General features: G+C 44.9%; 19 protein-coding genes. 4 read left to right on the forward strand and 15 right to left on the reverse strand.

The window, feature by feature from the left end; all coding sequences use genetic code 11:
* Nucleotides 1–389: 389 nt before the first annotated feature.
* The gene (locus QUA33_RS11570; RefSeq protein ID WP_333148724.1) at nucleotides 390–1,190 is read right to left on the reverse strand and encodes an ion transporter; all 801 of its coding nucleotides are present in this window, start codon (nucleotides 1,188–1,190) and stop codon (nucleotides 390–392) included.
* 25 nt (nucleotides 1,191–1,215) lie between these two features.
* On the opposite strand from QUA33_RS11570, the gene QUA33_RS11575 reads away from it, so the two are divergent.
* Complete coding sequence (locus QUA33_RS11575) at nucleotides 1,216–2,811, forward strand: TerD family protein (protein WP_333148725.1); 1,596 nt, start codon at nucleotides 1,216–1,218, stop codon at nucleotides 2,809–2,811.
* A gap of 273 nt (nucleotides 2,812–3,084) precedes the next feature.
* Entirely contained in the window at nucleotides 3,085–3,606 is a 522-nt protein-coding gene (locus QUA33_RS11580; RefSeq protein ID WP_333148726.1) for a hypothetical protein, read from the forward strand.
* A gap of 62 nt (nucleotides 3,607–3,668) precedes the next feature.
* Here QUA33_RS11580 and QUA33_RS11585 read toward each other — a convergent pair whose 3' ends face one another.
* Nucleotides 3,669–4,289 carry a DUF4276 family protein gene (locus QUA33_RS11585; protein WP_333148727.1) on the reverse strand — a complete coding sequence of 207 codons (621 nt, stop codon included), beginning with the start codon at nucleotides 4,287–4,289 and terminating at the stop codon, nucleotides 3,669–3,671.
* Nucleotides 4,283–5,482, reverse strand: coding sequence for an AAA family ATPase (locus QUA33_RS11590; RefSeq protein ID WP_333148728.1), 1,200 nt, complete (start codon nucleotides 5,480–5,482; stop codon nucleotides 4,283–4,285). The genes QUA33_RS11585 and QUA33_RS11590 overlap by 7 nt, the downstream gene beginning before the upstream one ends.
* Nucleotides 5,483–5,705: 223 nt before the next feature.
* Between QUA33_RS11590 and QUA33_RS11595 the strand changes: the two genes are divergently transcribed.
* On the forward strand, nucleotides 5,706–6,050 hold the full coding sequence (locus QUA33_RS11595; RefSeq protein ID WP_333148729.1) for an NAD(P)H-quinone oxidoreductase subunit M: 345 nt from the start codon (nucleotides 5,706–5,708) through the stop codon (nucleotides 6,048–6,050).
* A 215-nt stretch (nucleotides 6,051–6,265) separates the two neighbouring features.
* Here QUA33_RS11595 and QUA33_RS11600 read toward each other — a convergent pair whose 3' ends face one another.
* The gene (locus QUA33_RS11600; protein ID WP_333148730.1) at nucleotides 6,266–6,622 is read right to left on the reverse strand and encodes a hypothetical protein; all 357 of its coding nucleotides are present in this window, start codon (nucleotides 6,620–6,622) and stop codon (nucleotides 6,266–6,268) included.
* Between the two features lie 1,206 nt (nucleotides 6,623–7,828).
* Here QUA33_RS11600 and QUA33_RS11605 point away from each other — a divergent pair.
* Complete coding sequence (locus QUA33_RS11605; RefSeq protein ID WP_333148731.1) at nucleotides 7,829–10,198, forward strand: protein phosphatase 2C domain-containing protein; 2,370 nt, start codon at nucleotides 7,829–7,831, stop codon at nucleotides 10,196–10,198.
* A gap of 182 nt (nucleotides 10,199–10,380) precedes the next feature.
* Here the strand turns inward: QUA33_RS11605 and QUA33_RS11610 are convergent, their stop codons facing one another.
* The 11 genes from QUA33_RS11610 to QUA33_RS11660 form a co-directional block, all read right to left on the reverse strand.
* Nucleotides 10,381–11,076, reverse strand: coding sequence for a CsgG/HfaB family protein (locus QUA33_RS11610; RefSeq protein WP_333148732.1), 696 nt, complete (start codon nucleotides 11,074–11,076; stop codon nucleotides 10,381–10,383).
* Nucleotides 11,077–11,368: 292 nt separating this feature from the next.
* The gene (locus QUA33_RS11615) at nucleotides 11,369–11,734 is read right to left on the reverse strand and encodes a DUF1823 family protein (protein WP_333148733.1); all 366 of its coding nucleotides are present in this window, start codon (nucleotides 11,732–11,734) and stop codon (nucleotides 11,369–11,371) included.
* A gap of 148 nt (nucleotides 11,735–11,882) precedes the next feature.
* Nucleotides 11,883–12,914, reverse strand: coding sequence for a type I glyceraldehyde-3-phosphate dehydrogenase (gene gap / locus QUA33_RS11620; RefSeq protein ID WP_333096947.1), 1,032 nt, complete (start codon nucleotides 12,912–12,914; stop codon nucleotides 11,883–11,885).
* 468 nt (nucleotides 12,915–13,382) lie between these two features.
* The gene (locus QUA33_RS11625; protein WP_223300725.1) at nucleotides 13,383–13,694 is read right to left on the reverse strand and encodes a P-II family nitrogen regulator; all 312 of its coding nucleotides are present in this window, start codon (nucleotides 13,692–13,694) and stop codon (nucleotides 13,383–13,385) included.
* Between the two features lies 1 nt (nucleotide 13,695).
* Nucleotides 13,696–14,667: a sodium-dependent bicarbonate transport family permease gene (locus QUA33_RS11630; RefSeq protein ID WP_333068249.1), complete on the reverse strand. Its 972-nt coding sequence runs from the start codon at nucleotides 14,665–14,667 to the stop codon at nucleotides 13,696–13,698.
* Nucleotides 14,668–14,872: 205 nt separating this feature from the next.
* Nucleotides 14,873–15,607 (reverse strand): glutathione peroxidase, encoded by a 735-nt coding sequence (locus QUA33_RS11635; protein WP_333148734.1) that lies wholly within the window; start codon nucleotides 15,605–15,607, stop codon nucleotides 14,873–14,875.
* 160 nt (nucleotides 15,608–15,767) lie between these two features.
* Nucleotides 15,768–16,409: a Uma2 family endonuclease gene (locus QUA33_RS11640; RefSeq protein ID WP_333148735.1), complete on the reverse strand. Its 642-nt coding sequence runs from the start codon at nucleotides 16,407–16,409 to the stop codon at nucleotides 15,768–15,770.
* 42 nt (nucleotides 16,410–16,451) lie between these two features.
* Nucleotides 16,452–18,314 carry a tetratricopeptide repeat protein gene (locus tag QUA33_RS11645; RefSeq protein ID WP_333148736.1) on the reverse strand — a complete coding sequence of 621 codons (1,863 nt, stop codon included), beginning with the start codon at nucleotides 18,312–18,314 and terminating at the stop codon, nucleotides 16,452–16,454.
* Nucleotides 18,307–22,398, reverse strand: coding sequence for a tetratricopeptide repeat protein (locus tag QUA33_RS11650; protein ID WP_333148737.1), 4,092 nt, complete (start codon nucleotides 22,396–22,398; stop codon nucleotides 18,307–18,309). Before QUA33_RS11650 ends, QUA33_RS11645 begins: the two co-directional genes overlap by 8 nt.
* A gap of 24 nt (nucleotides 22,399–22,422) precedes the next feature.
* Complete coding sequence (locus tag QUA33_RS11655; RefSeq protein ID WP_333148738.1) at nucleotides 22,423–25,206, reverse strand: tetratricopeptide repeat protein; 2,784 nt, start codon at nucleotides 25,204–25,206, stop codon at nucleotides 22,423–22,425.
* Nucleotides 25,207–25,484: 278 nt separating this feature from the next.
* Nucleotides 25,485–26,348: a calcium-binding protein gene (locus QUA33_RS11660; RefSeq protein ID WP_333148739.1), complete on the reverse strand. Its 864-nt coding sequence runs from the start codon at nucleotides 26,346–26,348 to the stop codon at nucleotides 25,485–25,487.
* Between the last annotated feature and the right edge of the window lie 201 nt (nucleotides 26,349–26,549).

A 26,549-nucleotide genomic window follows, 5' to 3' on the forward strand; every position in this document is an offset into this window, starting at 1 on the left:
CACGGCAATCGTTTGGGAGTTTTGTGTTTCCGAATCTATCTTCCTTTACCTCTGCTTGAATATCTGCGGAATGTGGGATGAAAAATACTGCTACATCTAAATTAGAGGCAATCTTCTGTAGGGAAACAGCAATGCCCATTAGTGTCAACTTAACGTCAAACCTACTACCGGTCTACTCTTTGACGATGATAACTCGATCCCCCCTAGCCCTTCTTAAGGGGGGAACAAGATTCTTCTCAAAGTCCCCCTTCTTAAGGGGGATTTAGGGGGATCTAGACTTTGCCTAAAAGCGACATTTATTAGGGTTTCAGGCTTAAGTTGACACGAATGGGCAATGCTGTGTCCCTACCTGAAAACGGCTGTAACAGTCAACAGTCAACAGTCAACAGTCAACCATTCTCTAACTGACTGCCGCACATTTTACAAAATCTAGCATTAGCATCGTGTACAGACCAACCGCAACCTTGACAAACAGCTTCTCCGTGATTAGCACTTTTAACTAAGTGTTTAATCAAATCCCCCAATTGCCAAGGAATTAGAGCTATTCCCGTCAAAATCATCAAAATAGTCAGAAAACGGCCGGATTCCGAAATCGGAGTAACATCGCCAAATCCCACCGTCGTCATTGTGACAACCGAGAAATAAACAGCATCCAAAAAAGTTCCAAAACTTTCGGGATTGGCCGGATGTTCGACTTGATAAATCAAACCCGAATAAACAAAAATTATTGCCAGCAAAGTAAACAATATCCGAGCAAAAATTACCCCATCTTCGCTGCTGATGCGGAAAATAGAAATTTTTAATTCCAGAAAGCGGATGAGTCGGAGAATTCTAAACCAGCGAAAAATTCTGATAAAACTAACGTTGACAAATCCCAGTAAAAATGGTAATATTGCCAGCAAATCAATAATTGAAAAAAAACTAAAAATAAATTTAACTCGATTTTCCGCACACCACAGCCGCAATAAATACTCAAACACAAAAATAACTAAAAGCGCTGTATCGAGAGTTTGTAAAATAATTCTAACAGTTTCCGAAATCGGGTAAGTTTCGGCGATGAAGCTGGTCGAAGATAGGAGAATGAGTCCGGTAAGGGTTAAATTGACGGTTCTACCAATTGGGGTTTCGATATCTTCGAGATAAAATCCAATTTGCGATCGGGTTAACATAGATGAGAGAATTAATACCATTTATGAGGTAAGGGAATTATCGCATATGAGTATCGAATTAACTAAGGGTGAAAGGTTCAATCTTTCTAAAGAAACTCCTAATTTCAATAAAATTGCGATCGCCCTGGGTTGGCAAGTCAGCCAGACAGCACAAAACTGTGACATTGACGCATCAGTTTTTATGTTAGCGGCGGACGGTCGCATTCCTGATGAAAAGTATTTTGTATTTTACAACAATCTGACATCACCGGACGGTTCGGTGCGACATTCGGGAGACAGCAGGAATGGACAAATTGAGGGAGATGATGAGACGGTTTATCTGGATTTGAGTAAAATCAATTCTGCTATTCAGGAAATTGTGTTTGTGGTGACTATTCACGAGGGACAGGAAAAGAATCAAAGTTTTAGTCAAGTTACAAATGCTTTTATCAGGCTTTACAACCGAGAAACTCTTAGCGAATTGGTTCGGTACAATTTAAATCAGATATTTTCCCAAGAAACGGCTTTAGAATTTGGACGCTTGTATAAGAAGAATGGCGAATGGAGGTTTCAGGCGGTAGGACAGGGATATAATGCTGGGTTGCAAAGTTTTGTAGATAAGTATTATGTTGAGAATGCGGCCCTGAAAAGCTCGAATGCTGGTGAGAAGCTTGATGATGCTGAGGTTGTAAGGCGGTTTAGCGATCGGGTGGACAAGCAATTGCAGGAAAAAGCAGCGGGAGAGTCTGTTGCTAATCCTGTGAATGCGGATAAATTGGAAGCTGGTAAGGATGTTGATGATTCGGTTAAGGATGTTGATGATTATGTTTCAAAAAATCAGGAATTTGCTATCACTGCTGAGGAATTTTTACGGCGGTATAACCAGGGAGAACGGGATTTTACAGGGATTAACTTAGCAGGAGTCGATTTGAGCGGCAAAACTCTGGAATATCCCATTAGTTTCAGTCAAGCAAACCTGAGCAATGCCAACCTGAGTAATGCCAACCTAGTGAAGGCAAACTTGATTGGAGCTAACCTGCAAGGGGCAAACTTGAAATCCACAAACCTGCAACAAGCCGATTTAATTCAAGCAAATTTTAGTGGTGCAAACTTAACTAAGGCAAATTTGAATTATGCAAGACTCATTCAAGCGAATTTAAGTCAAGCAAAGTTGAGCGAGACACAATTGCATAGTGCGAACTTGACTACAGCCAATTTAAGCAGTGCCAACCTAACTCAGGCAAATTTAAATAACGCTAATTTGATAGGAGCAGATTTAAGTCAAGCCAAAGTAACTAAAGTTAGCCTATCTTATGCTGATCTAAGGGGGGTTAAGCTGAATGGGGTAAGTTTAGTTGCAGTAAACCTTGATGGAGCAAACCTGAAAAACGTAAATTTGAAAGCGGTAAGCTTGATCGGATCTAGTCTTGCTCAAGCTAATCTGAGCGGTCAAAACTTGGCAGGCTTAAACCTGTCTGGAGTTAGCTTTCAAAATGCTAACTTGAGTGGAGTAAACTTAACTTCAGCAAACCTGTGCGGAGCAAATTTGAGTTATGCAAACCTAGAGAAAGCTAACCTGAAAGATGCCAACTGGGTTGGAGCAAATATGGCAAATGCAAAACTCGCAGGCGCAATTATGCCAGATGGGACAATTCACGAATAAGTTAATATTTGTAGTCAGGAATTTAGTTTTTAGCAATGGAAGGACTAGGGCGTGTTTTATTAACCCGGAGATCCCCCCTAACCCCCCTTAAAAAAGGGGGGAACCGGAAGCACTCAAAGTCCCCCTTCTTAAGGGGGATTTAGGGGGATCGAGACTTTGATAGAAGTGACCTTTATTATGGGTTTCAGTCTTAAATTGATACCAATAGTGGGGTGTGCATCGCCCTAAAAATAGAGTATGATTAGTATGAAATATCAAATATATAGATTTTCGATGAATGAATCGGACACAGAAATTATAGAATCTACCCTCAGATGGATGACCGAGTTTGTCGAGTTGCCGCATCCAGTTTTCAGCGATTTACCGATTTGTCCCTTCACTAAAAAAGCACGCTTGGCTAATCAAATTCTATTTAAAATTGACCTGTTTTCAGCGCAGACTGAGTATGATGGAGATTCTGCCATAATGAAATCCATTTATGAATTTTACAATTCGGAATTTGAAATCATGGTAGTAATTAATCCTGAAAAAAATGCAATTAGTGCGCCCGAAACTAAAGAATTGATAGACAAATTGAATAATCAGATTTCAGAGTTGGGCTTGCTGGCTTTTCACATCCATCCCGAAGAAGATTTTAATATTGACGGGCTTCATACTAGGAGGATGCCCTATCCGGGCTTCACTGTTCAAGTAAATTCTAAGCTGAAGCCAGCTTCCGATGTTTTAGAGAAAACTGAATATTACAAAAATTGGACGGCCGAACAACTAAAATATTTCGGGATTCCGAGAAATTGACGATCGCCCGCCCTCCCCGCGCATCTCTGTCTTGCTTCGCGCCCTTGGCTACTTTCATCGCTTCAATCCTCCATGAGTTTGATGAGAGTTGTAAAAATACGATCGCACTCTGAAGAAGCCTTGCGAACCTTGTCAACATCCAACATTTCTAAAAGCTTGGAAGCGTGCTGTATCTTTTGATATTCGCCTTTCGATTTTGTGTCGCGGCTAGCTGCTTTCAGACTTGGTTCTAACAAATCCTTTTCAATCGTCTCTACATTAATATTTTTAGGAATCGCATTTTCTTTAAATCCCTGCCCGTAAAATCTTTTTAAAGTATCAATATCAGCTATCAACCAAGCTTCCATCGCTTGAACCATGAGATAGCAATGAGTCTCATCAACCCCAGGCGGCGAATCCCAGTTATCCCTCGACTTCAAATGCTCCCAAGGCGGCTGCTTTACAGGGGCTTCTGAGTCAACTAAAAGGATGATAAAAGCATTTGGGTGATCTGCCAAAGCATTGTTGAAATCCCTGAAAGCATTATTCCGGGAACCGCAAACAGTGATATTCCACTTGATTTTATTGCTGCGGGCAACCTCCACAAGTTCTTTGAAAAAAAAGCTAAATCCTCCTCGAAGTAATTGCTTTGTATTCTTGCCCTCGCCGCCGCCTTCGATGTAAATGCGAATTTCTTTTACCATCGGTTGCCCCCGATTTCTCCCATCCGCCAAAGGTCTCCCAAAGTGTAATTCTCAAGCCATTTTTTCAGTCGTTCGGGATCGAGACGGTTCAGGTGACTTCCTCTATCATCCCGATCGCATATTAACACTGACTCAGGACTCAGCGCCGACACTAAAGCATCGGAATGAGTTGTCACAATCAATTGTGTGCGCTGTGACGCTTCGATCAACATTTCAGCAACTGCAGGCAGAATGTCGGGATGCAAGCCAATCTCCGGTTCTTCAATACAAATAAGTGGCGGGGGAGTTGGATCTAGAAGTAAAGCTATTAAGAATAAATAACGCAGCGTACCGTCTGATAAACGAGTTGCGGGTATTGGCTGAATTAATCCTGTTTCGCGGATGAATATCTGGACAGTACCGCCATAAATCTTGATACTCAGTTCTTCGGCTGCATCGTAGAACAGTTGTAATTTTTCAATAATCAGCCTACTTCCTAATTGATACTGTAAGTTATTTAAAACCAGTCCTAAGTTGCCACCATCTTCTAGGAGGGGATGTTCTGGCAAGTCAGTTTGCTGAGCCTTTCTAGATACTGAATCTCTCCCTGTCTGCCAGTTACGATATAAACCAATGTCGGCCAATTTATTTCCCAGATATGATAGTTCGGGATATAGTTCTGGATCTTTTCTTTGAGATAAGATAGATTGATCGGGAATGATATCTTCTCGCCGCAGATTCCGCAGCTTTCTTGTTTGCTGCTCGTTGTCCTCTATAACATTGATAACAGGGCGAGCCCGATCGTTATAACGGTAATAGAAAAATGGCTGGCTTTCAAAACTATGGCGGGGTTCCATATCTTCTATAGCTTCGTCCACTACTTCAAGTCTCTGACCGACTGCGGTAAAACTAATCTGATAGCGCAGTGGCATCGTTCGTTCTGGGTAATTTAAAATAGCCTCAATTTTTGCTGTGGGAGTACCTTTTTCACCTTTCCACAGAAAATCGCTGATACCACCTCCTTGACGAATCGGAGCAAGTAAGTCTGTAGGTGTTGCCTTCAACACTCCCATCGCTTCAATGAAGTTAGATTTGCCGGATGCGTTAGTACCGATCAATACATTCAGGGGTTGCAGTTCAATTGTTTCCCCCTCACTTCCATAGGAAAGGAAATTTTGCAGTTGCAGGGAGTGAATAAATCTCTTGCCTTCCACCTTGTCCTCCTATGCCAATTCTGAACTATTATACTTTACGAAAGCTTTCCTTTTTAGTCTTGAATTAAGTAGGTCTCAAAACTACCGATTCCAAGTCTTTGCCTTGAAGTCGGAGGGGTAGTGAGATATCCCGATCGATCGCACAACACGCGACCTACTCTCCTGCAAAGGTCTGTGACCCATTACAATTAATTCAGCAAAAAATCTTTACACATAAGAACTCATGCAGCTTAAGTCAACAACCCGCCATATTCGCATATACACCGCCATCCTCGAAGATAACGAACTCGTACCTAGCAATGACCTTTTGACCCTCGACATTGACCCAGATAACGAACTTAACTGGAATGACGAGTCCATCAAACAGGTAAATGCCAAATTCGACCAACTCGTAGACGCATACGAGGGCGAAGACTTGACCGAGTACAACCTCCGCCGTATCGGTTCGGAGTTGGAGCACTTAGTACGATCGTTCCTCCAAAAAGGCCAAATCAGCTATAACCTCAACAGCCGCGCTGTTAACTACAGCATGGGATTGCCTCAAGTTGATGCAAAAATTCACCTGTAAGGGCGATCGGGCGATCGGCATTTATGTCAACTTAAGATTGAAACCCATAATAAAGGTCGCTTGTAGCTGAGTTTCGATCCCTCGTACTCCTCTTAATCAGGGGAGTACGGGGGGAAAAGAAAGTTCTGTTTCGTCTCTCGCTTTGAGGATTGAAGGGGATTTAGACTTGGATACCTAGGAAAGGTGGAGATAGGGAGAATTGAAAAAAGCTGCTTTTATTCTTCTTCCTGCTTGTTTCTGACTCCTGACTCCTGACTCCCGGCTTCTTCCTTCTTCCCACTGCCCTCGGATTTCTCCCGCGCCTTCCCAGCATCGACCGGAGAATTTGGAACGCGATCTCGTTCCAAAAACTGTTTAACTGCCAGTTGGCGGTTGGTCATAAACTGACCCCAAGCGCCGGGAAACAGCCCATCCAAGGTTTCCACCAGCGCCCAAACCTCAAGATTCATCACTTTGTAATAAAAACTGTGAGAATGTTGAATGCTAGTGAGTATTTCGTCTATTTCAACGGCAGGCAGTAGCTTCGGATCGGGCACATTCTTGGAAAAGGCGCTGGGTTCATGTGGGGGCATGGTTAAATACTCAACAGCTTGCAGAGGCCGGTCAGTCGATTTGAGATTTGAGATTTGAGATTGACTCCACAGATGGATCTGCGGGCTTGAACTAATATCTAATTTTTTTTGCTCGCCACCACTCCTGTCGGGAGCTTGCATCCGTCAGTAGATGTGAGATGTGAGATTGTAGATTTTATACTTTAGATGGACTCCACAGATGAATCTGGGGGCTTTTATCCGTCTTTGGGCCAGGTTAAATTTAACTTTACTTGCGAAACTCGGGTAGGAGGCAATTAACACCCTTGGCGAGAAAACCGAGAATTGATATTTATTTATACCTGTCGGGTCAGGTGATTTCTACCTAGCTGCATCATACCATTATAGTTAGTCTAAAATCTTAATTCCCTTGAGTGCTGCGATTTTTTCGGAAATTGCCACTATCAGGAATATGCTGAAAACAGCGTGCTTTCAAGCCGAGGACTTGGGCGTCGCGCGATCGTCTCACCCTGAAAGCTCATAGCAAGATTCATCCGGCCGTCAACAAAATGGTAAACTATTCGTGTCAGTACAAGAGATTAAAACCTACCCCTAGACTGGGGGAAAGTCACGCCTAAAATATTGTCAGGAGTTGGACTAAACAGCAAAAAAATTTACTAAAGTTAGTCATACTTAACTTGACTGGTTAACCTTTGTGGGTGGTAGAATTAGAGCGATGCCAAAAACCAAGGCTTAATTATCTGGGAGAGTAAACCGAGCGTGCAAGTCAAAACTGACCAGCCTGTCACAAGGTCGAACGGAAGTCCGCGTTTTGTTAAATAGGTTGAAAATATTGGATGACTCACGGCTAAAATCTTCAACTAAAATTAATTCGATTAGGGTGGGCTACACCCGAATTAACGCCTGTGGACAAGAAGGAGCCGACTCCCTTGGGTGAAGCAGGAAGCAGACCCTTCAGGAGCAATCCCGATTGAATGGTGAGACTTAAATAAGTTTAGCCAAGTTTTGTGTAGCAGATATCACTACGCACACAAAAGTGGAAACGTGGTGATTCCGGGAACCTGAAAAATCAGGATATTAGGACTGCGAAGTCTTAAGAATCTGCGTCTGTTGAGAAAGCGGGAGTGTCAAATAATCGCCACGTATCAACCCGTCGAGGTTCATCGCTAAAATAGTTCAGATCAGCACGCTTGCCCAAAGGCGTCAGGAACCCTTATGCAAAACTCTGTGGCAAAACACTACTTATGGGCTTTAGGTGAAGGGATCAAAGGGTGTAAGCCAGGCGATCTGATCGCTGGTCGCTACTTGGTCAAGCGCGATCGACTTCTTGTCGATACTCAACCCGAACACTTGCCGGAACTGCCCGATGAGATTCCGAGTGTTGTCACTCCTTATCTGAGACTGTTTGCCTATCAGTTGCACGTACCTCAAGTATACGGCCTGGTATCGTCCAAGATGAGCAAGCTATCGGGAGATATTTGGCTACTGGAAAACGGGCCGATTTTGAAGGTGACGGAATCTTTAATGCCGGAATTGGCAGACTCCTGGAAAGGATCGGCAGCGATGCGGCAGCTCAATTGGCTGTGGCAAATTGCCCAGTTGTGGCAGCCGTGTATCTCTCAGGGCGTGGCTTCCACGCTGCTGACTCCGGAACTGCTGCGGGTGGAAGGGCAATTGGTGCGGTTTCTGGAATTGCAGCCCGATCGCAAACCGCCTCATTTGTCGCAGTTGGGCAAATTGTGGCAGCAGTGGCTCGAAGATGCTCACCCGGCTATTGCTAATTTTTTGAGGCAACTTTGCCAGCAAATGGTTGCCGGTCAAGTGCGCCACGGCGAACAATTGATGGGCCAGTTGGATAAAGCTTTGGCAAAGTGCGGCCGATATTACGATCGTCACGTTGAAATTGCCACGGGCACAGATGTAGGCAGATCCCGGGCTCACAACGAAGATGCTTGCTATCCGCCCAGCGGTACGCTGTTCGCAGGAAGCCCGGGTGCGGAAGCTTGCGCGATCGTCTGCGACGGTATCGGCGGACAAGACGGCGGCGAAGTAGCTTCGGCAGAAGCAATTGGTGTGCTGCGCGACAAGTTGCAGCAAATGCCGCTACATCAGGCTAATTGGGACCCGTTGAGCCTGACTTCCAAGCTGGAACGGGCGGCTTGTGCTGCTAACGACAAGATAGCCAGTCGCAACGACAGCGAACACCGCCAAGGCCGCCAGCGGATGGGAACTACCCTAGTTATGGGTTTAGCCCACATTCACGAACTCTATGTCGCCCACGTCGGAGACAGTCGCGCTTACTGGATTACCCGCACCGGCTGCTATCAAGTTACTCTCGATGATAATGTGGCTTGCCGCGAGGTGCGTTTGGGCTACTCTCTCTACCGGGATGCTTTGGAACAAGTGGCCGCCGGAGCTCTGATTCAAGCTTTGGGGATTACTTCGTCGAACACTTTGCACCCGACTGTGCAGCGTTTTCCCGTGGATGAAGACTGCGTTTTGCTGCTGTGTTCCGACGGTTTGAGCGATAAAGACCGGGTTGAGGAATGTTGGGAAGCGGAAATTTTGCCAATTCTCGACGGTAGTATTAATTTGGCTAAGGCGCGCGATCGACTGATTGAGATTGCTAATACTAGAAACGGTCACGATAACGTCACTGTTGCTTTAATTCACTGTCAAGCACATTTGAGGGAAGACGGCAATACTTTGACAGAACTGTCTGTCGCACCTTTAGATACGCCTATCGAACTAATTTCCGACAGCGAGGATATGCCAACGGATTTGAATGGGCCCACAAGCCTTGGCGATGGGAATTCTGAAGGAAAAACGCAGTTGTTACAGCCGGACAAAAGCAAAAGCCCATTTTCGCTGCTGCTGAAAATTTTATTTTTATTAGGCTTGGGGGGTGTATTTGCTTATTTTTTCATCCCTCCGGTGGGTCGCGCGATCGATACTGCCGGGGAGTCGATTTTTGGCAAAGGCGGTTTAATTAATCCTGGAAGCAAGCCAGAAAAAACTGTTGAATCTGTACCTTCTCCGGTCAAATCTTTAGAAATCGGCTCGTTTATAGAGATTAAAAGTTCTGGGGCTGGGGCAGTGGAAAAAGAGAGCGATCGCTTGGATTTGCGAGTTGCAATCGGTGAGTTGACTGTCAAAGGAACAGTCCCAGTCGGCAGCGTTTTGCAGGTGACAAACAAACAGCTTACACCTCAAGGCAATTGGCTGGAATTGAAAGTTTGTTCTATTCCTGAAATAGTGCGATCGAACTCTCCCAAACCCGAGTCAAATAAAGATTTTTCTACAGTTTCAAAACAGGCACAGAATCCATCTCCCGGTGTGACAACTCCCTCGCCTTCCCCGACAGTTAAGCCAACAGTTGAAGTAGAAAGCGCCAAGCTGCCTCCCGGTGTGACAACTCCCTCGCCTTCCCCGACAGTTAAGCCAACAGTTGAAGTAGAAAGCGCCAAGCTGCAACCGGGGGAAATCGGATGGATTCAAGAACAAGCTGGCGTTTCTAAAGTAGTCTCTAACCTAGCCTTAAACCCAACTCAAAAGGGAAAATGCGTTGATCCTGGCTCAAGTCCCAATGCTAATTAAACTGTTAATGCTTGAGTATGTTGAGCGAAATGGATAGAGTTTAGTATAAAGGAAAATGCAGATTCCTAAACAAAACTAATATTAACGGGTACAATTGCAGCTCAAGGATATGAAAAATTTTTAGATTTTAGATTGGGGAGTTAACAATTACCAATCTAAAATCTAAAAATTTTGAAAAATTTCTAACCTAATTTCTTAGATACCTCTGCCAGTTTGGTCACCATTTGGGATACGGCTTTGTCAACTGCCGCGCTCAAAAGTGAGTCTTCATTGCTGCTGCCAGAATTGCCGCCAATACCCCTAACGGAAATATTAGAATCGCTTTGATCCGCTTCTCCAACGGCTTTGGCGGTGGCAAGAATATCTCCTGAAGCTGTACCGATTAACCGCACATCTATTTGAACGGTAGCTTTGGTTTTTTGTGAACCGGCACCGATTCCCATGAAACTGCCGCCGCCGGATTGTTTGTCGATATTAAACTTGGTAATGGTGCCGATGAGTACGGCGTCAACTCCTAATTGTTTGCCAATTTCGGCTGCTGTGCCGGCATCCATCGCGCCGCTGCGATTTTGCTGTTTGAGCACTTGTTCGAGTTTGCTACGATCGACTACTGTATAAGTGCCGTTGTTGACGAGTTCGTTGATTAACAGTTCGCTGATGCCTTTGGCGGCGCCGACTCCCCTGTAGGAAGTGTAATAGCTGTTGGTGGGGCCGTAGTCGAAGTCCATGACTACGAGGCGCTTTTTGGCAGTTGCTTGGGCGAGTTGGGTTGTGGGTTCGGTGGTGGCTGGTGTGGCGATCGCATTGACTGAAACGCCCGCTAGCATTAGGGTAGCGAGGGAAATGCTGGTTAAGCGAGATATGGTAGTTGTTTTCATAAAGCTTACCTCACAGTTGTTTTGTGCCGACTCTAGGATACTTTACGGAACAGCCCGATGTCAGGGTTGGGGATGAGGAGGTTGGAATTGGCGGGTTTTAGTGTTTTTTGACTTTCAACAAACTTAATTTTTGTTAATTAACCGCAGAGCACGCAGAGGACACAGAGAAAGAAAGGAAGAGTTTAATCAAGGTTTCAATCCTTTATAGGGATTTAGGGGTTTTCCTGCCAAAAAATCTCATATCTCTTTACTCTAACGGTGGCAACCACCGCACAGCCATCCAATATTCCTCTTACGCCCCAGATTCCATAAAACCCATCAACCAATTAGCCATCGTCGCCCTGCGAGTCTGTCGGGGCCCGAATTCCCCAATTTTATAGCCTTTAAAGCCCAATTTTTCCTTCAGCAACTGCTTGTTTTCTGGAGGAGTCGATCGAGTCAATTTCACCGTCGCCGGCCTAGAATCGATAAAATCCGGCGGTTCCGGGTACTCTTGACGCCACTCGGGTGCAACTCCTGCACTGTTCCACTTGCCAGTCTCGGCATCCCAGCGGTAGCCCAGATACTGCCAAACTAGCTGATTGACAGCAGCATCGTCGATTTCTTCGTTGAGAATAGCCCAAATAGTTTCGTTATTCAGCGGTGGTAATTCAGACATGAGCGCGCTCGAATCGGAAATAAAAAAAGTTTAACTCACATTAGATAACATTATCAGGAACGGGCAAGATGCCCGTTCCACAAAAATTCATAGGAATTGGTGTGTGGGGTGGACACGCTTTCCAGCCCAAAATGCCACCCCAAAAAAATTAATTATTCAAAATTCCGTCTTTCTCGGCCATAGACAGCATTAAGTCTATCACGCGACTAGAATAACCCCACTCGTTGTCGTACCAAGAAACAACTTTGAAAAACTTAGAATTCAGTTCAATTCCCGCACCTGCATCGAAAATGCTCGATCGCGCGTCGCCCTGAAAATCTGTCGAAACCACCGCATCCTCAGTATATCCCAGAATGCCTTTGAGTTCGCCCTCCGAAGCTTTTTTCATTGCCTCGCAAATTTCTTTATAGCTAGTTTCCTTCGCCGTTTTGAAAGTAAGGTCAACTACAGACACGTCGGGAGTTGGCACCCGCAAGGCCATTCCAGTCAATTTTCCTTTCAATTCTGGCAACACCAAAGTAACAGCTTTTGCTGCACCGGTGGAAGATGGAATAATATTTTGAGCCGCACCGCGTCCTCCCCGCCAATCTTTTTGGCTGGGCCCGTCTACAGTTGGTTGAGTAGCTGTCATCGCGTGAACTGTAGTCATTAAGCCTTCTTCCAAACCGAAGTTATCGTTAATTACTTTGGCAATTGGTGCTAAACAATTCGTCGTACAGCTAGCATTAGAAACAACTGTATCTTTTGCTGAGTCAAATTTGTGGTGGTTGACGCCTACTAGAAAAGTTGGAACTTTTTCCGGGTCTTTTGTGGGTGCTGAAAGTATTACTCGTTTTGCTCCCGCCGTCAAGTGTTTTGATGCGCCTTCAAAATCTGTAAACAATCCGGTAGATTCTACAACATAGTCTGCACTCGTTTTATCCCAAGGCAATTCTGCCGGATTTCTAATCGCTGTGCAGGGTATAAAATTTCCGTCAATGACAATGCCGTCTGGTTTGCTTTCCACTTCGCCGTCGTAAATGCCGTGGGTAGAGTCGTATTTGAAAAGATAAGCCAGGTTGTCGGGCGAAACTAAGTCGTTAATGCCGACAAATTCGATGTTGGGGTTTTTGATGCCGGCACGCATGACTAGCCGTCCGATGCGACCAAATCCGTTGATGCCGACTTTTAATGCAGCCATGTTTAAACTCCTATGGAAAATATCCTTAGTCGATCGGGCATTAGCGAAGCCTTCGAGGAGGATCGCCTGTTGTGGCTTAGAATTTACCACGCTAACGGATTTTTGCAACTGATTCTTTTCTATCTCTTAAGAATTCTGAATTCTGCCCCGGCTGGGAAGGGCAATTAATCCTGAAATGACCGCTGACTAATGGCTAATGGCTGATTTTTGTCAACTTGTAAAAGTGCTATAATAGACAGAAATTATTTTCAAAATTGCCTTTTTAAAATCAGGCTAAAGTAATAATAAAAAAGTTACCCAAAAGGCGAAACGGATTGGCATTCTCACCAGTGGCGATGGAACCAAAGCCTAAGATGAAAGTTGCCTATTCGCTCAAGGACACGGCATTGCCGTGTCCCTAAACATATGGCGTAGAATCTATGTGTAGCTCAATTTTTCCGAATTGGTATAATCACTAATAACTAATGACTACCCGACGCATCTAGTAATTAGCAATTCCACCGCATCTGAAATAAAACACGACCCACCAAATTTATTGAGCACGGGTCTAATGTTTTCTGCAACTGCTGAAACTTGAGCTGGTGAACAAAAAGCAAGCACATAAATGTTATCCAGCGCCGTCATTGATGAATCACGGGAAACGTGATCCCTAGTGCTTTTTCCAGCAACATCACGGATCACCGAATAACCCGGTACGCCAGCTTTGTCTAAACCGTCTAAAATCTTGCCGAGTTCGACTGAGTGGGCTATGATTTCTACTCTTTTGACTGACTCCATCATCTCACCTCCAAAACATATTTATTCCGTATAGATACAGGGGAATGCCTACAATGATATTAAATGGAAATGTCACTGCTAAGGCAGTTGAAATGTAAAGACTTGGATTCGCTTCGGGAACAGTTAGGCGCATGGCTGCTGGTACTGCTATATAAGAAGCACTCGCGCAAAGTACGGAAAACAGCAAAGTGTCTCCCTGCGGCATTCCGATTAATTTGGCTATTACCAAAGCAATTACTGCGTTGAGTATCGGAATTAGGATTGCAAAGCCGATCAGAAAAACTCCTGCTTCTTGCAAATCTTTAATTCTGCTTGCTGCAACCAGCCCCATGTCTAGTAAGAAAAAAGTCAGAACTCCGTAAAACAAGTCTTGAGTAAACGGACTCATAACTTCCCAACCATGTTCTCCTGTCAGTACGCCCATAATTAGGCTGCCAATCAGCAGAAAAACTGAACTGTTTAGGAATGCTTCTTGCAACACTTCTGGCCAAACTATTTCGCGTTTTCCTTCTTCCCCGCCAAATACACTGACTAGAATGAGACCTACTATAATTGCCGGGGATTCCATTAATGCTAGCGCGGCTACCATGTAACCGTCAAAGTCGATCCCCTGTGCTGTGAGGAAGGAGGTTGCGGTAATAAATGTGACGGCGCTGATGGAACCGTAGGTGGCTGCGATCGCCGCGGCATTGTAAGAGTCGAGTTTGATTCTCAGTATGAAAAAAGTATAAATTGGTACTAGCATTGACATCAGCATCGCTGCCAAAATTGTCAGGGCTATTTGCTGGTCAATTCCGCTTTTGGACAGTTCGACGCCACCTTTAAATCCGATGGCAAACAGCAGGTACAGCGAAAAGAGTTTAGGGATGGGCGCTGGAATTTCTAAATCGGATTTGAGAAAAATTGCCAGCATTCCCATGAAAAAAGCTAATATTGGGGGATTTAAGATATTTGACGATACTAAACTCAAATCCACGATCGGTAACTCCCATTTCTTGCGTTTTTAATATTACTTCCCCAGTAATTGTTGCACGAGAATGGATCAATAGACCAATCTAACTTTTTGACTCCGAAGCTCGATCGGGCTAAATACCGCAAAATACGGCAAAGGCGCACAGTGCACACCTTACTCGTTGTAAGGTGTGCACGCGGGCACCTGCAGGTTAAGTATTTTGGTTTAACTAAGCAACTGCCAAATAAGACTCTAGGGCTTCGGAACCACCGATCAACTTGCCGTCGATAAATACTTGCGGCACCGTTGTAGCCCCAGTCACAGCCCGGAGCGATCGAGTTGTGATATCTCGACCCAAGACGATTTCTTCATAATCCAAGCCCTTTTGACTCAGCATTGCCTTAGCCTTAGCGCAGAAGGGACAGCCCATTTTTGTAAACAGCGAAACTACCTTCGGCTTCGCTGCTGCGGAGTTAATGTAGTTGAGCATCGTCTCGGCATCGGACACTTTGAAAGGGTCTCCCGGTTCCTCTGGCTCAATAAACATTTTGTCAACCACGCCATCTTTTACCAGCATCGAATAACGCCAAGACCGCTTGCCAAAGCCTAAATCTGTTTTGTCTACCAGCATTCCCATGCCTTGAGTAAATTCGCCGTTACCGTCGGGAATTAACGTCACATTGTCTGCTTCTTGGTCTTTGGCCCACTCGTTCATCACAAAGGTGTCGTTGACGGAAATACAAACGATTTCATCTACGCCGTTTTCTTTGAAAACTTTCGCCAATTCGTTGTAACCGGGGAGGTGCGTTGACGAACAAGTGGGAGTAAAAGCCCCCGGCAGCGAGAAGACTACTACGGTTTTACCTGCAAATATATCATCGGTGGTGACATCGACCCACTCGTTGTCTTTGCGAGTGCGAAAGGTGACTTTGGGTACTCTTTGACCTTCTTGGTTCGTCAGCATGATTTTAAATTCTTAGGTACTTAGGTTCAATTGCTTACTTTAGCGTACTCATAACGAGTACGACTTGTCAAGAGGAGGCGGGTCTTTTCCTCGGACTTGGGCGCGCGCGGGAGCTCAGTTCATTGTCTTTGCGACAGCTAGCAGATTTAAAACTTGCTGTTTAAGTAGGTCGGCAATTCTGTCTCCATTCCTTTGCTGCTGCTAACGGGTGAGGATTTTTTACACATTCTCTCAACATATCGATATCAATTCCCGGTAGCAATTCGCTTTGTGTGATTAATTCATAACCGCAATTGGACACGAATTCAACCGGAATTTCTTCTCGCAAATGGTAGATAGAAAATCGGTCATTTCGCCAGAACCAAACCTCTCGCACATTCAACCTTCTATACAGTTCTAGTTTATTGATACTGCCACTGGTAACAATAACTTCAATTACCAAATCGGGAAATTCTTTATCTGTGCCAATACAGTAAGCTTCATCCGGTTCCGTACCGCCACTTTTTTCCTCTTGTCGCAGAGTTGTAGACCCAAAAGGAAAATATTCGATTTCAGCTTCTACAAAGTAAATTTCTAGCAGATTTCCAATGCCAGTTTTGCGACTTTCATGGCGGCGAGAAGGCGACATAATTTCCAAAACTCCATCTAAATAAGTAACTCGATATCCCGCTGTATCTCCAATCCGATTCAGCAGTGTCTCGTATTGTTCCCAGTTGGCGCTATCGGTAATGTAGCGATCTTCAGGATCTTGGCGTTGGAGTGCTTGTTCCTTAAGTAGCGTATCTAGCTCGCTCGTCAGCATCGGTATTACCTCCTTAGAAGTTGTTCTAATCTTAGCTCAACTTTATTCCCAATCAAACTGCCTCCCCAAATATTCCTCTAATTCCTGATTGTAAGGTCGGAAATAATCGCTCAACCTGTCGCGAACCGATTCATTTACCCGCTGATAAGAACCGGGATTAGCATTTTGGTATTCAGATAATTGATATTCCGGCAAATCTAAGAATTCTAAAACTTGCTTGACTGTTGTCGCCGCACCTGCATAAAAATCTTCGCTTTTCAAAATTAACAACTGTTCTCTGGGAAAGAAAGTCAGCCAGTTTTTGATAAATTCTATGTACCTACCGCGAGCTAAATAATTCCCCGGTTCCTCGCCAATGATGTATTCTGGATTTTGATTCAACCGTTCAACTTCATCGCTAATTACTCGATCGAGCGATCGCGCTTCCCAATTCAAGCCACTCAAGCGGTAAAATTGAGAAATCGCCCGATCGACCGGATTTCGCAAAAGTACAATCAGTTTCGCCTCTGGAAACAGGCTGTAGAGACGTTCCGGTGCTTCCCGAGAGTCAAAATAGCTCGGACTTGCTTCACCAGTTACAAATTCCTCTCCCGAAGGCATGGGCGGAAAATGAGCCAAATACCAATCAATCCCTCTGTCAAAGTGCCACGAGAAAAAATCCATCTCCTTTTTAATCGGAGTCAAAATTTGCGGGTGTTGGGCTAAATAAGTGTACAGAGAAGTTGTGCCGCACCGCTGAGAACCAATAATTATAAAGTTAGGAACTTTGACTGGTTTTAAGTTCCAATTTTGTGGAACAGGCATCTTGCCTGTATCTGCTTGTGGAACAGGCATCTTGCCTGTTCTCTTACTGATGAGAGATGCAAAACTTTGTTTGTAACTGACAGTTCGATAAAAATCAATCGCCTCCGCAATTTTACCTTGCCTCGTCAAAGCTTCCCCCAAATTCAGATAAGGCCAAAAAGCCTCCGGTTGAGCTGCAACAACTTCGCGGCACAAGTTCTCAACTTCATCTAGCTTGTTTTGCCTAACAAAAACTTCCCACAAATTGTAATAAAACCACCAAGGAATATCGGGATTTATTTCTATAGCTTGGAAAAATGTCGCCGCCGCTTCCTCCCAATATTTTTGGTGGCTCAGAACAGCACCTAAATTATAATAAGACCAGCAATCATCGGGTTTTTCGGCGACAGTTGCGCGAGATGAGGCTAATGCGCGATCCTCTTCGATGGCTGCGCTAACGCACTTTTCTTGCTGCTGCAACAAATCCTCTAATTTCGCGGAACTTTTTGCATAACTCGGTATATTTGTCAATAGCAAGTTGTAAATAATTATTGCGCTTTTTGGGCGATCGTACTTGGCTAAATTCTTTCCTAACTGCAAATAAAACTCCCAATTTTCCGGTGTAATTTGCAATTGAGATTGTTCTAACACTAAATTTAAATTTGACTCTGTTTGTCCAAGAGCGTATCCCAACTTCTCGTAAATTCCCGGCAAATCCCCGTCAATTTCAATTGCTTTTAAATACGTAGCGATAGCTTCATCCCACTGTTTTAGTTTAGTTAAAGCGTCGCCTAAATTGCAAAAAGACCAAGCAAAATCAGAGTTAAGTGCAATCTCGCAGCGGTAAGCAACAGCAGCTTCTTCCCATCGCTGAAGTTTCAGCAAAGCATCGCCCAGATTGTGATAAGACCAAGAAAAATAGGGATTTAACTCAACAGCTTTTTTGTACGCAGCGACAGCTTCCTCCCATTTTTCAAGTTTCAGCAAAACATCGCCCAAACTGTGATAAGACCAAGAAAAATTAGGATTTAATTCAATAGCTTTTTTGTAAGCAGCAACAGCCTCCTCAAACCGACCGCTTTCTTGCAGGGAATTCCCCAAATCGTGGTAATCATTATCCATGCAACACTCCTGCAAGACTCATTAACTTCTCCAGCGACTTCAAATCCACCCGCATATCTTTATGTCCCAGATATTTCTGAGTTTTGTCATCCACCAACTCGCCCAGTAAATAGTAATGTTCCAAGCCGCACAAATTGCTAATCATCCAATAACAATGCGGCACGTAAAGGGGAGAAAAAATCTCAATTACCTTAGTTCCAGGACTGCAAAAAACTAGATTAGTCAACCCCCCTCCATGAGGGGCAACAACTACTTTAGCAGCAGCCAAACACGATGATTGTTCCGCTACCGACATCGTTTCCAACTTGACACGGCGAAACCCGAATTTTTCTAAGTATTGAATTACCTCTTCATCGTTGACGAGTCGCCGATAGGATGCTTGTTTACGGGTGATATAAATTCGCTCTGAATAGTCTGCGTTTAGTGGCTGTTGTTCATTTAAAAATGTCTGTTTGAGATATTCACACTTCCATTTAGAAACCGCGCCCGATCCGTCATAAGATATTGACGGGACTATTAATTTATCGGCGGTAATGTGTAAATTGCAGCGACTTTCTAAAAGTTTATCTTGAGGAATTCCTAATGTCTTTAAAGTTTCTGCTTGATAGGAAGAATCCGAGGCATTGACAACAAACTTATCTATAGTTTCTATCAATCCGCTACGCTGCAAAAGATCAAAGCGCGTCATCACATCAAACATCCAATGAAAATAAGCGGCTCCACCCCAGCGAGCCGATAAAAAAGCCACATTTCCATCGACGTGTTCAGCGGGAGGCAATTTGTCGGAAGTGATTACCAATTCAGCACAACCCATTGAAATATCAGCAACAAGTTTATTGTCTGAAGTAATCACGGCGGTAGTCACAACATCTGCCCAAGCTCGTCCGTTTGGCAATACGGCAACAAAAGCTTTTCTGGAATGACTTTGATGCTCCCAAAATCTGCGACTGCTGTCGATTGTTTTGGAATCAGATAAATTAATTTGACTCGCAGGATGGATGTCAATGCAGGTGAGGTGCGGATTGGATTCTGCTGCAACAATCAAATCTTCTGTAAACCCACAGTATTTTTTGAGAACACTTAAGGGTAATATTTGATTGCTGCATTTTTCCCGATCGCTCTCATCGACTTCTCCTTGTTGTTCCAGAGCATAACCTATATTATCGTAAGCTTCAAACAAATCGGGTTGAATTTGCAGTGCTTGAACTAAATTAGTGATTGCAGGTTCCCACTGCTGTTTGGCAATTAAACTCAAACCCAATCCTTCGTAACACCAGCAGGATTTTGGATCGAGATTGATGCCTTTTTCGTAAATGGCGATCGCCCTTTGCAATTCCCCTTGCTTCCGCAGTGCATCACCCAACTTTTTGTACAGCCAACTATGATCGGGTTCTAGCTCAATAGCACGATCAAAAGCCCCTGCTGCTTCCGACCAATTTTCTTGTGATTCCAGAACTTCCCCCAAACTATTGTACAGCCAACAATCATTGGGGTTTAATTCAATAGCTTTGCGGTAAGCCACCGCCGCTTCTTCCCAATTTTCCAGTGCAACCAAAGCCCTACCTAATCTCTCGTAGGACCAACAGAAATCGGGATTGAGTTCAACTAACTTGCGGTAAGCAACAGCAGCTTCCTCCCACTCAGACAGCTCCATCAGCACATCGCCTAAATTGTTGTAAGTCCAACAAAAATCGGGATTTAACTCAATAGCTTTGCGGTAAGCAGTAGCGGCTTCGCCCTGTTCCTCAATCGCCTGCAAAGTTTCTCCCAAAAAGTGGTAAGCCCAACTAAAATTAGGGTTTAGTGCGATCGCCTGTTGGTAAGCGGCCCGAGCTTCGTCAAATAGTTCTTTCTTTTGCAGAGTTTTACCCAACTTGTGGTAAGTTAAGTAGTTGCCAGACTTTATTTTAATAGCTGTTTGATAGCGGGCGCTCGCCTCATCCAAATAACCGGAATTTGCCGCAATATCTCCCAACTTTTCCCAGCCCAGAGATAACAGAGTTTGCTCTTCGCCCAAACTTTGACTGCCGATTTTTTTGACAATCAGTTGATAGCCTTTGTGTACTACTTCTAACTGACTTCCAAACATCTCCAAAAAAACATCTATCCCAATTTTAGTATCTTGCTCCGGGCTGTCGGGAAACGTAAACTCGTAATCATCAAAAATCATCAATCCCCCAACTTTCACCAACCTCCAAGATAAAATCGCATCTTGCAGAGCACTGGTAGGTTTGTGACAGCCGTCAATGTAAGCAACATCGTAATAGTCCGAAGCCAAATTAATTAACAAATCTTGAGAGTAACCTTCTAACTCAATTACGCGCTCTGCTGCTCCCGTTTTAACAATATTGCCCTTAAAATGTTGTTGAAAATACAAATCAATACAAGTAATCTTTGCCGTCGGATGAGTTAAAATATTATCCAGCAGCCAGCAAGCAGACATTCCCTGAAAACTGCCGATTTCCACAACTTGAAAATCCGCAATTCCGGTAAATTGCTGCAAATGCCGTTGCCAAATAGGAATATTGTGGGTAAACCAATCTTGGGTAAATTGATAATCTTTCGCCGCACACTCAGGCCAACCCCTCAATTCGCTCGCTTTTTGGTGGCAAATAATTGCTTCTTCTAATTCGCCTAATTGCGGTAAAATATTTCCTAAATCGTTGTAAGGTTTAGAATTGGTCGGCTCGATTTCTATTTGGCGGCGGTAAGCGGCAATTTGTGCGTACAACTCCTGTTGTTTCGCCCGAACATCATTGAGTTGGGCGACAACTTCTGCAGCATTGGGTTCAATTTGCAGTGCCATGCTATAAAATACGATCGCACCTTCCAACTGCTTCTGTTTCGCTAAAATATTGCCTAAATTTATATAAAACTCCGCTCCATCTAACTCAATTCCCAGCAAGTTGTGGTAAATTTTCCCGCTTGCAAGTATTTCTACACCTTGACAATAAGTTGCGATTGTGCTGTCTAAACCCGATTCGCTGCGCTTCCGCAAAACATATCCCAACCGTTGATTGATTCCGGTCAAATTCGGCTCAATCTGAACCGCGTGCAGGTAAGCAGCCACAGCTTCATCCCAGGATTGTTCGCAGGTTAAGGCAACTCCCAAATTGACATAAAACCAAGGAATATTGGGATTTATTGCAATAGCTTTGCGGTAGCAACTAATAGCTTCGGGCCACAGTTGTTTTTGAGCCAAAGCGTCCCCTAAGCAATTGTATGCCCAGTAGGAATTATCATTGATTTCCAGAGTCTGACGGTAACATTTAATAGCTGCATCAAAGTCGCGTTTTTGTGCGAAAACATTACCTAAACCCACGTAAGCACGAGCATAATTTGGATTGAGTTCGAGGCTTTTGTTGTAACAGGCGATCGCCCGATCGAATTCTCCTCGCTCCGCCCAAGTTTTACCCAAACTGTGGTAAGATTCAAAAGAATCTGGATTAATTTCAATGGCTTGTCGGTAATTGGCGATCGCCTCATCCCACCGCTTCTGGCCAACCAGCATTTCTCCTAGATTGTGATAAGCGATTGCCAGCTTCGGGTTTAACTTAATTGCCCGCGAATAACACTCAATAGCACGATCGAACTTTCCCAATTCAACCAAACTATTTCCCAGAGTGACGTTTTCCTCAGCAGTTGCCCAATTCGGCTCGATATTAAAAGCTTGATACCAACAGTCTGCCGCCTCTTCTCGCTTCTCTAACTGCGTCCAAATTCTCGCCAACTGCCGATAAACAGCAGCAAAATTCGGCGCTAGCGAAATTGCTTTTTCACAATTTACGATCGCCTTTTCCCACTGTTTCCCCTGAGAATACAAACTGCCGAGATTAGCATAAACTTCCGGCAAATTTGGATTGCGATCGATTGCCGATTCATACCACTGCTTAGCTTGCTCGATTTCCCCTCGCACCTGCATCACCTTTCCCAGCGTCTGGCAAGCTGTCGCCAAATTCGGTTCAATTTTCAACGCTGACTCGCAAGCAGCAACTGCCTCATTCAACTTTCCTTCGGCTAAATAAAGTTCTGCTTGCCGACTCAAATCAACCGCTGCCTTTTCCATCTTCTCAATCGAGGGCATAATTAAACTTGCTCCAGACACCAACTAACCCAAACCCACCACTTCAACCATCTTTTTCAGCGAACTCAAGTTCACCAAAATATCCTCAGTCAGGGAATTCTGATACATCAACTGTCTAATAGGATAGCATTCAAAAGCCTCGCCCGTTAAAAAGTAATGTTCCAACTGCAAATATTGACTGATTCCCCAGTAATAATGGCTGATATAGTGAGGCGACACCAACTCAATTACTTTAGTTCCCTGGCGACTAAAAATCGTATTTGTCAAGCCGCTGCCGTGGGCTGCTACTATCACCTGAGCGTGGTAAAAATGAGCAATTTGCTCTGCCAAAGACATCGACTCAGGTAAAATAGAAACAAAGCCAAATTTCTCCAAAACCTCAACCACATCTTCCTCGTTCAAAACTCGTCGATATCTTGCTTTGCTGCGGCTGATATAAATGCGTTTCGGATAGCTCGAACTAGGTATAATTCCCTTGAGAAACTCGCGCCTCAAAAAATCCATCGCCCACCCAGAAGGCCAGCCCAAATATCCCGCAAAAGACGGCACAATTAACTCTGTTGCTTGTATGTGAGGCAAGCGATCGCTCTCCAAGACTTTTTCTTCGGGAATCCCCAAAATTCTCAGACTTTCTCGCTGAAATTGGTGCTGACAACTATTCACCAAAAACCAATCAATTTCCGCCCAATCCCTACCGCTGTGCCGCAGCAATTCTATCCTCGGCAAAACGTCAACCATCCAGTGAAAATAGACATTTCCAGACAAACCAGAAAGCACCGCCACTCTGCCGTCAATTTGCTTGAGAGGCGGGAATGATTCTAAATTAAAAACGCTGTGTTTTCTAATATCATGCTTTTCGCATCCAGGTAAAAAGCCCGGATAATCTCTCGACACATCACCCAACAAATAATTGTCAGGAGTAATTACAGCGATCGCCTTGCAAATCAGCCAATAATTTTCCTGCGGCACAATCCAAACTCGCCCGTTGGGAATTGCAGCCACAAAAGTTTTGGGCGACTGCACAGGTATCGGTTGCGAGTTGGACAAACGGCACACTCCCCAACCCAAATGCACCGGATCGAACCACTTAGAAAGTCGCTGCAAACACAGCCCGCAAGTTAAACCGGCACACTCGGAATTGGCCAATTTGGAATTGGATCTCCCAAATTGGGAATTCGGAATATTTTCGGCCCTTGCTTCTGGTGCAGATTTCCAAAATATTTCCACATAATTCTCAGCATCCAACTTAGCATTAACCAGCCAATCCCAACTCGATAAATAAATACCGTGAGGAGGTTTTATAGAAGTGCTATCGGGCGAAATAAAACTGTCTTTTTTCCACTTTTTCCGATCCCCATACCCGTGCAATTGCAGATCTAAAACCTTTTGATAATAATCAATCGCCCGTTCCCAGCGCCCCTGTTTTTCCAGCAGTTTTGCCAACTCAAAATAAACCTGCGGTAAAGCAGGTTGAATCGTCAAAGCCATGTGGTAAACTGCAATTGCTGCACTGAACCGCTGTTGCTGAGCTAAGGAATTTCCCACGCGCCAGTAAAGCTCTGCATTTTGTGGCTGAATTTGCAAAGCTTTTTGATAATAAGCGGCGGCAGATTCGTATCCGCTGTACTCTGTTAGAGCATTTCCCAAATGCAAGTAAATTTCGGCTAAATTATCGCAAATTTCAGCAATTGGTAATTCGGCATTGGGCGTTGGGCGTAGGGCATTGGGAATAGTTTCTTTTTCTTCCTTCTTCCCTGTTCCTTCTTTCTTCTTCCTTCCAGTTAGTGCTGTGAGAAATCGATCGCACGCAGCGATCGCCCTTGACAATTCATCATCTTCTACCGCCGCAACTCTGCGCCTGTCTCCTAAGCGGCAGTAAGCCTCAACAAAATCAGGCTTCAGAGCTATTGCCCGCTCAAAATAAGGCATGGCTTCAGCAATTTTGCCCAAAACCATCAAAGAAAACCCGGCGTCTGTATAGCCCGAAATATAGTCGGAATTGATCTCGATCGCCCGCTCGAAACAAGCAAGCGCCGCCGAATGTTCCCCCTGTAACTGCCACGCTTTCCCCAAATTGTAGTGAGCCAAAACCATGTCCGGCTCCAACTCAATAGCTGTGAGGTAAGATGCGATCGCCCTTTCCGGACTTTTGTCCAGCAAGGCTTGACCCAAATTATTGTGCAGCGTTGCCCAATCCGGCTTAATCTCCATGGCCCGCTCGTAAAGCTCGATCGCCTCAGCAGTGCGATCGTCCTTTAGCAAAATCACACCCAGATTGCTGTAAGCTTTCACGTAATCCGGCGCCACGGCAATCACCTGTCGGTAGGTATCCATTGCCGCTTCGAGCTGACTATTTTCATCTAAAACCACAGCCAGATTGTATACAGCATCGAGATAATCCGGTTTTTGGGCGATCGCCTTTCGGTAACAGTCGATCGCCCCCAACAAATTACCCTGCTTGTGAAAAATATTTCCCAAGTTATAGTGTAGTTCCGCCCAGTCTGGTTTCAAATCCAGAGCTTGTCGGTAGTGAAAAACCGCCTCATCCAGCCACGCATAGTCGCTGTAAAGTTGACCCAAATAAGCATGAGCCAGAAAAAACTTTGGCGAAATCTCCAAAGCTTGCACAAAAGCGTCTCTTGCCGCCGTCGGATCGCCTTGAGCTTCGAGAATTTCGCCTAACGTCGTGTAAGCGGAGGGCGAAAACGGTTGAAGTTCGATCGCCTTTTTGCAAAACTCGATCGCCTCAGTTAACTTCCCCCGGTTCAAATAAATTTGGGCTTGCCGGATATATTCTTCAGTGGTCATTGCTCGCGGTGCAGTTGCGGTTTCTTTACCGCTTCAGTAAAACCTAGAAATTCTGATTTAAAAACTTTGTATTTATATTTTGCCCGATCGGGCGATCGATTAATTTCATCAATAACTGTCGATCGATTTTTTTTAACTGCCCCTGCTTCTGTTCCTGTATTGAATATTTCAACCTCACCCCGCTTGTGGCAGAGTGAGGTTGAAATCCTTTACAACTATCGGCTTTGTGAGAACAGCCCCGAATTTTCTCCGGTGCCGCCCCACAACAGCCTGTTGTTTTAGAACAGCTCGAAGCTGTTCGAGGTAATCGTCAGGCCAGGCTGCAACTGAGCAACAGTTAGCACTCCGTTGCTGCCGTTGAAGTACAACGCACCGTTTGATGGGTCGTAGACCAACTTGTTCGTCGCGGTTGCTCCTGCGTTGGCTGCGTTGAAACCAGAAATGACGACAAACTCGCTCGCCTCGAAGCTGCTGCCCAAACCAGCGAACACACCGCCCTGCTTCAAGCGGATCTTATCTTCGCCTGGGGTAAAGTCAGTGATCGTGTCTACCCCATAATCGCCACCGCTGGAGAAGAAGTAGAACGTATCGCTGCCAGCACCGCCGGTCAGGACATCGCTGCCTCTGTCGCCAGAGATAAAGTCATTGCCAGCACCACCATCGACAGTATCGTTGTCTTTACCGCCGAACAGGCTGTCGTTGCCGTCGCCGCCGCCGACAATATCGTTGCCTTGGCCGCCAAAGACTGTATCGCTGCCCGATCCGCCGAGTACGGTGTCGTTGCCTCTGTCGCCAGAAATTAAGTCATTGCCATCACCACCGTCTACGAGGTCATCACCTTTGCCGCCAAAGATGAAGTCATCGCCGGTACCGCCAGCGACCACATCGCTGCCGCTGCCTGAAAGGATGGTATCGTTGCCGTCGCCGCCGCCGACACTGTCATTTCCGCCACCCGATACAATCAGCTCGTTGCCACTGCCACCAGCGATGACATCAGCGCCCCCAAAAGTCAAGATGATATCGCTGCCGGAGCTTCCGTTCAGCCTGTTTTGACCTTCGATGCCGATAACGGTTGAGCCACCGCCACCATTACCACCTGGTAGTGAACTTGCTGGCTGTGTTGGATTAGTTACCTGTGTCATTTACACTCCTCCTAAAAGATCAATCATTTTTCTACAATACACTTTTCCCTCCAAAGGGATTCAATAAATGAAACCGGACATCGGTTGAGACCCTAATTGACCCGGCTGCTATAAGCTGTCATGTAATTTAAATTGTCAGCAGCGAGCCTCGGAGCGCGAGTTGAATCCTGTATTCGTTGAGCAGCAAATCTCGGTTGTTTC

Origin of the sequence: Microcoleus sp. Pol14D4 (genome assembly GCF_036701245.1) — a bacterium.
Lineage (GTDB): Bacteria > Cyanobacteriota > Cyanobacteriia > Cyanobacteriales > Microcoleaceae > Microcoleus.

Coding starts and splice junctions, on each gene's coding strand:
- QUA33_RS11570 (WP_333148724.1), bottom strand. CDS start 1,190: ATGGTATTAATTCTCTCATCTATGTTAACCCGATCGCAAATTGGATTT.
- QUA33_RS11575 (WP_333148725.1), top strand. CDS start 1,216: ATGAGTATCGAATTAACTAAGGGTGAAAGGTTCAATCTTTCTAAAGAA.
- QUA33_RS11580 (WP_333148726.1), top strand. CDS start 3,085: ATGAATGAATCGGACACAGAAATTATAGAATCTACCCTCAGATGGATG.
- QUA33_RS11585 (WP_333148727.1), bottom strand. CDS start 4,289: ATGGTAAAAGAAATTCGCATTTACATCGAAGGCGGCGGCGAGGGCAAG.
- QUA33_RS11595 (WP_333148729.1), top strand. CDS start 5,706: ATGCAGCTTAAGTCAACAACCCGCCATATTCGCATATACACCGCCATC.
- QUA33_RS11600 (WP_333148730.1), bottom strand. CDS start 6,622: ATGCCCCCACATGAACCCAGCGCCTTTTCCAAGAATGTGCCCGATCCG.
- QUA33_RS11610 (WP_333148732.1), bottom strand. CDS start 11,076: ATGAAAACAACTACCATATCTCGCTTAACCAGCATTTCCCTCGCTACC.
- QUA33_RS11615 (WP_333148733.1), bottom strand. CDS start 11,734: ATGTCTGAATTACCACCGCTGAATAACGAAACTATTTGGGCTATTCTC.
- gap (WP_333096947.1), bottom strand. CDS start 12,914: ATGGCTGCATTAAAAGTCGGCATCAACGGATTTGGTCGCATCGGACGG.
- QUA33_RS11625 (WP_223300725.1), bottom strand. CDS start 13,694: ATGATGGAGTCAGTCAAAAGAGTAGAAATCATAGCCCACTCAGTCGAA.
- QUA33_RS11635 (WP_333148734.1), bottom strand. CDS start 15,607: ATGCTGACGAACCAAGAAGGTCAAAGAGTACCCAAAGTCACCTTTCGC.
- QUA33_RS11640 (WP_333148735.1), bottom strand. CDS start 16,409: ATGCTGACGAGCGAGCTAGATACGCTACTTAAGGAACAAGCACTCCAA.
- QUA33_RS11645 (WP_333148736.1), bottom strand. CDS start 18,314: ATGGATAATGATTACCACGATTTGGGGAATTCCCTGCAAGAAAGCGGT.
- QUA33_RS11650 (WP_333148737.1), bottom strand. CDS start 22,398: ATGCCCTCGATTGAGAAGATGGAAAAGGCAGCGGTTGATTTGAGTCGG.
- QUA33_RS11655 (WP_333148738.1), bottom strand. CDS start 25,206: ATGACCACTGAAGAATATATCCGGCAAGCCCAAATTTATTTGAACCGG.
- QUA33_RS11660 (WP_333148739.1), bottom strand. CDS start 26,348: ATGACACAGGTAACTAATCCAACACAGCCAGCAAGTTCACTACCAGGT.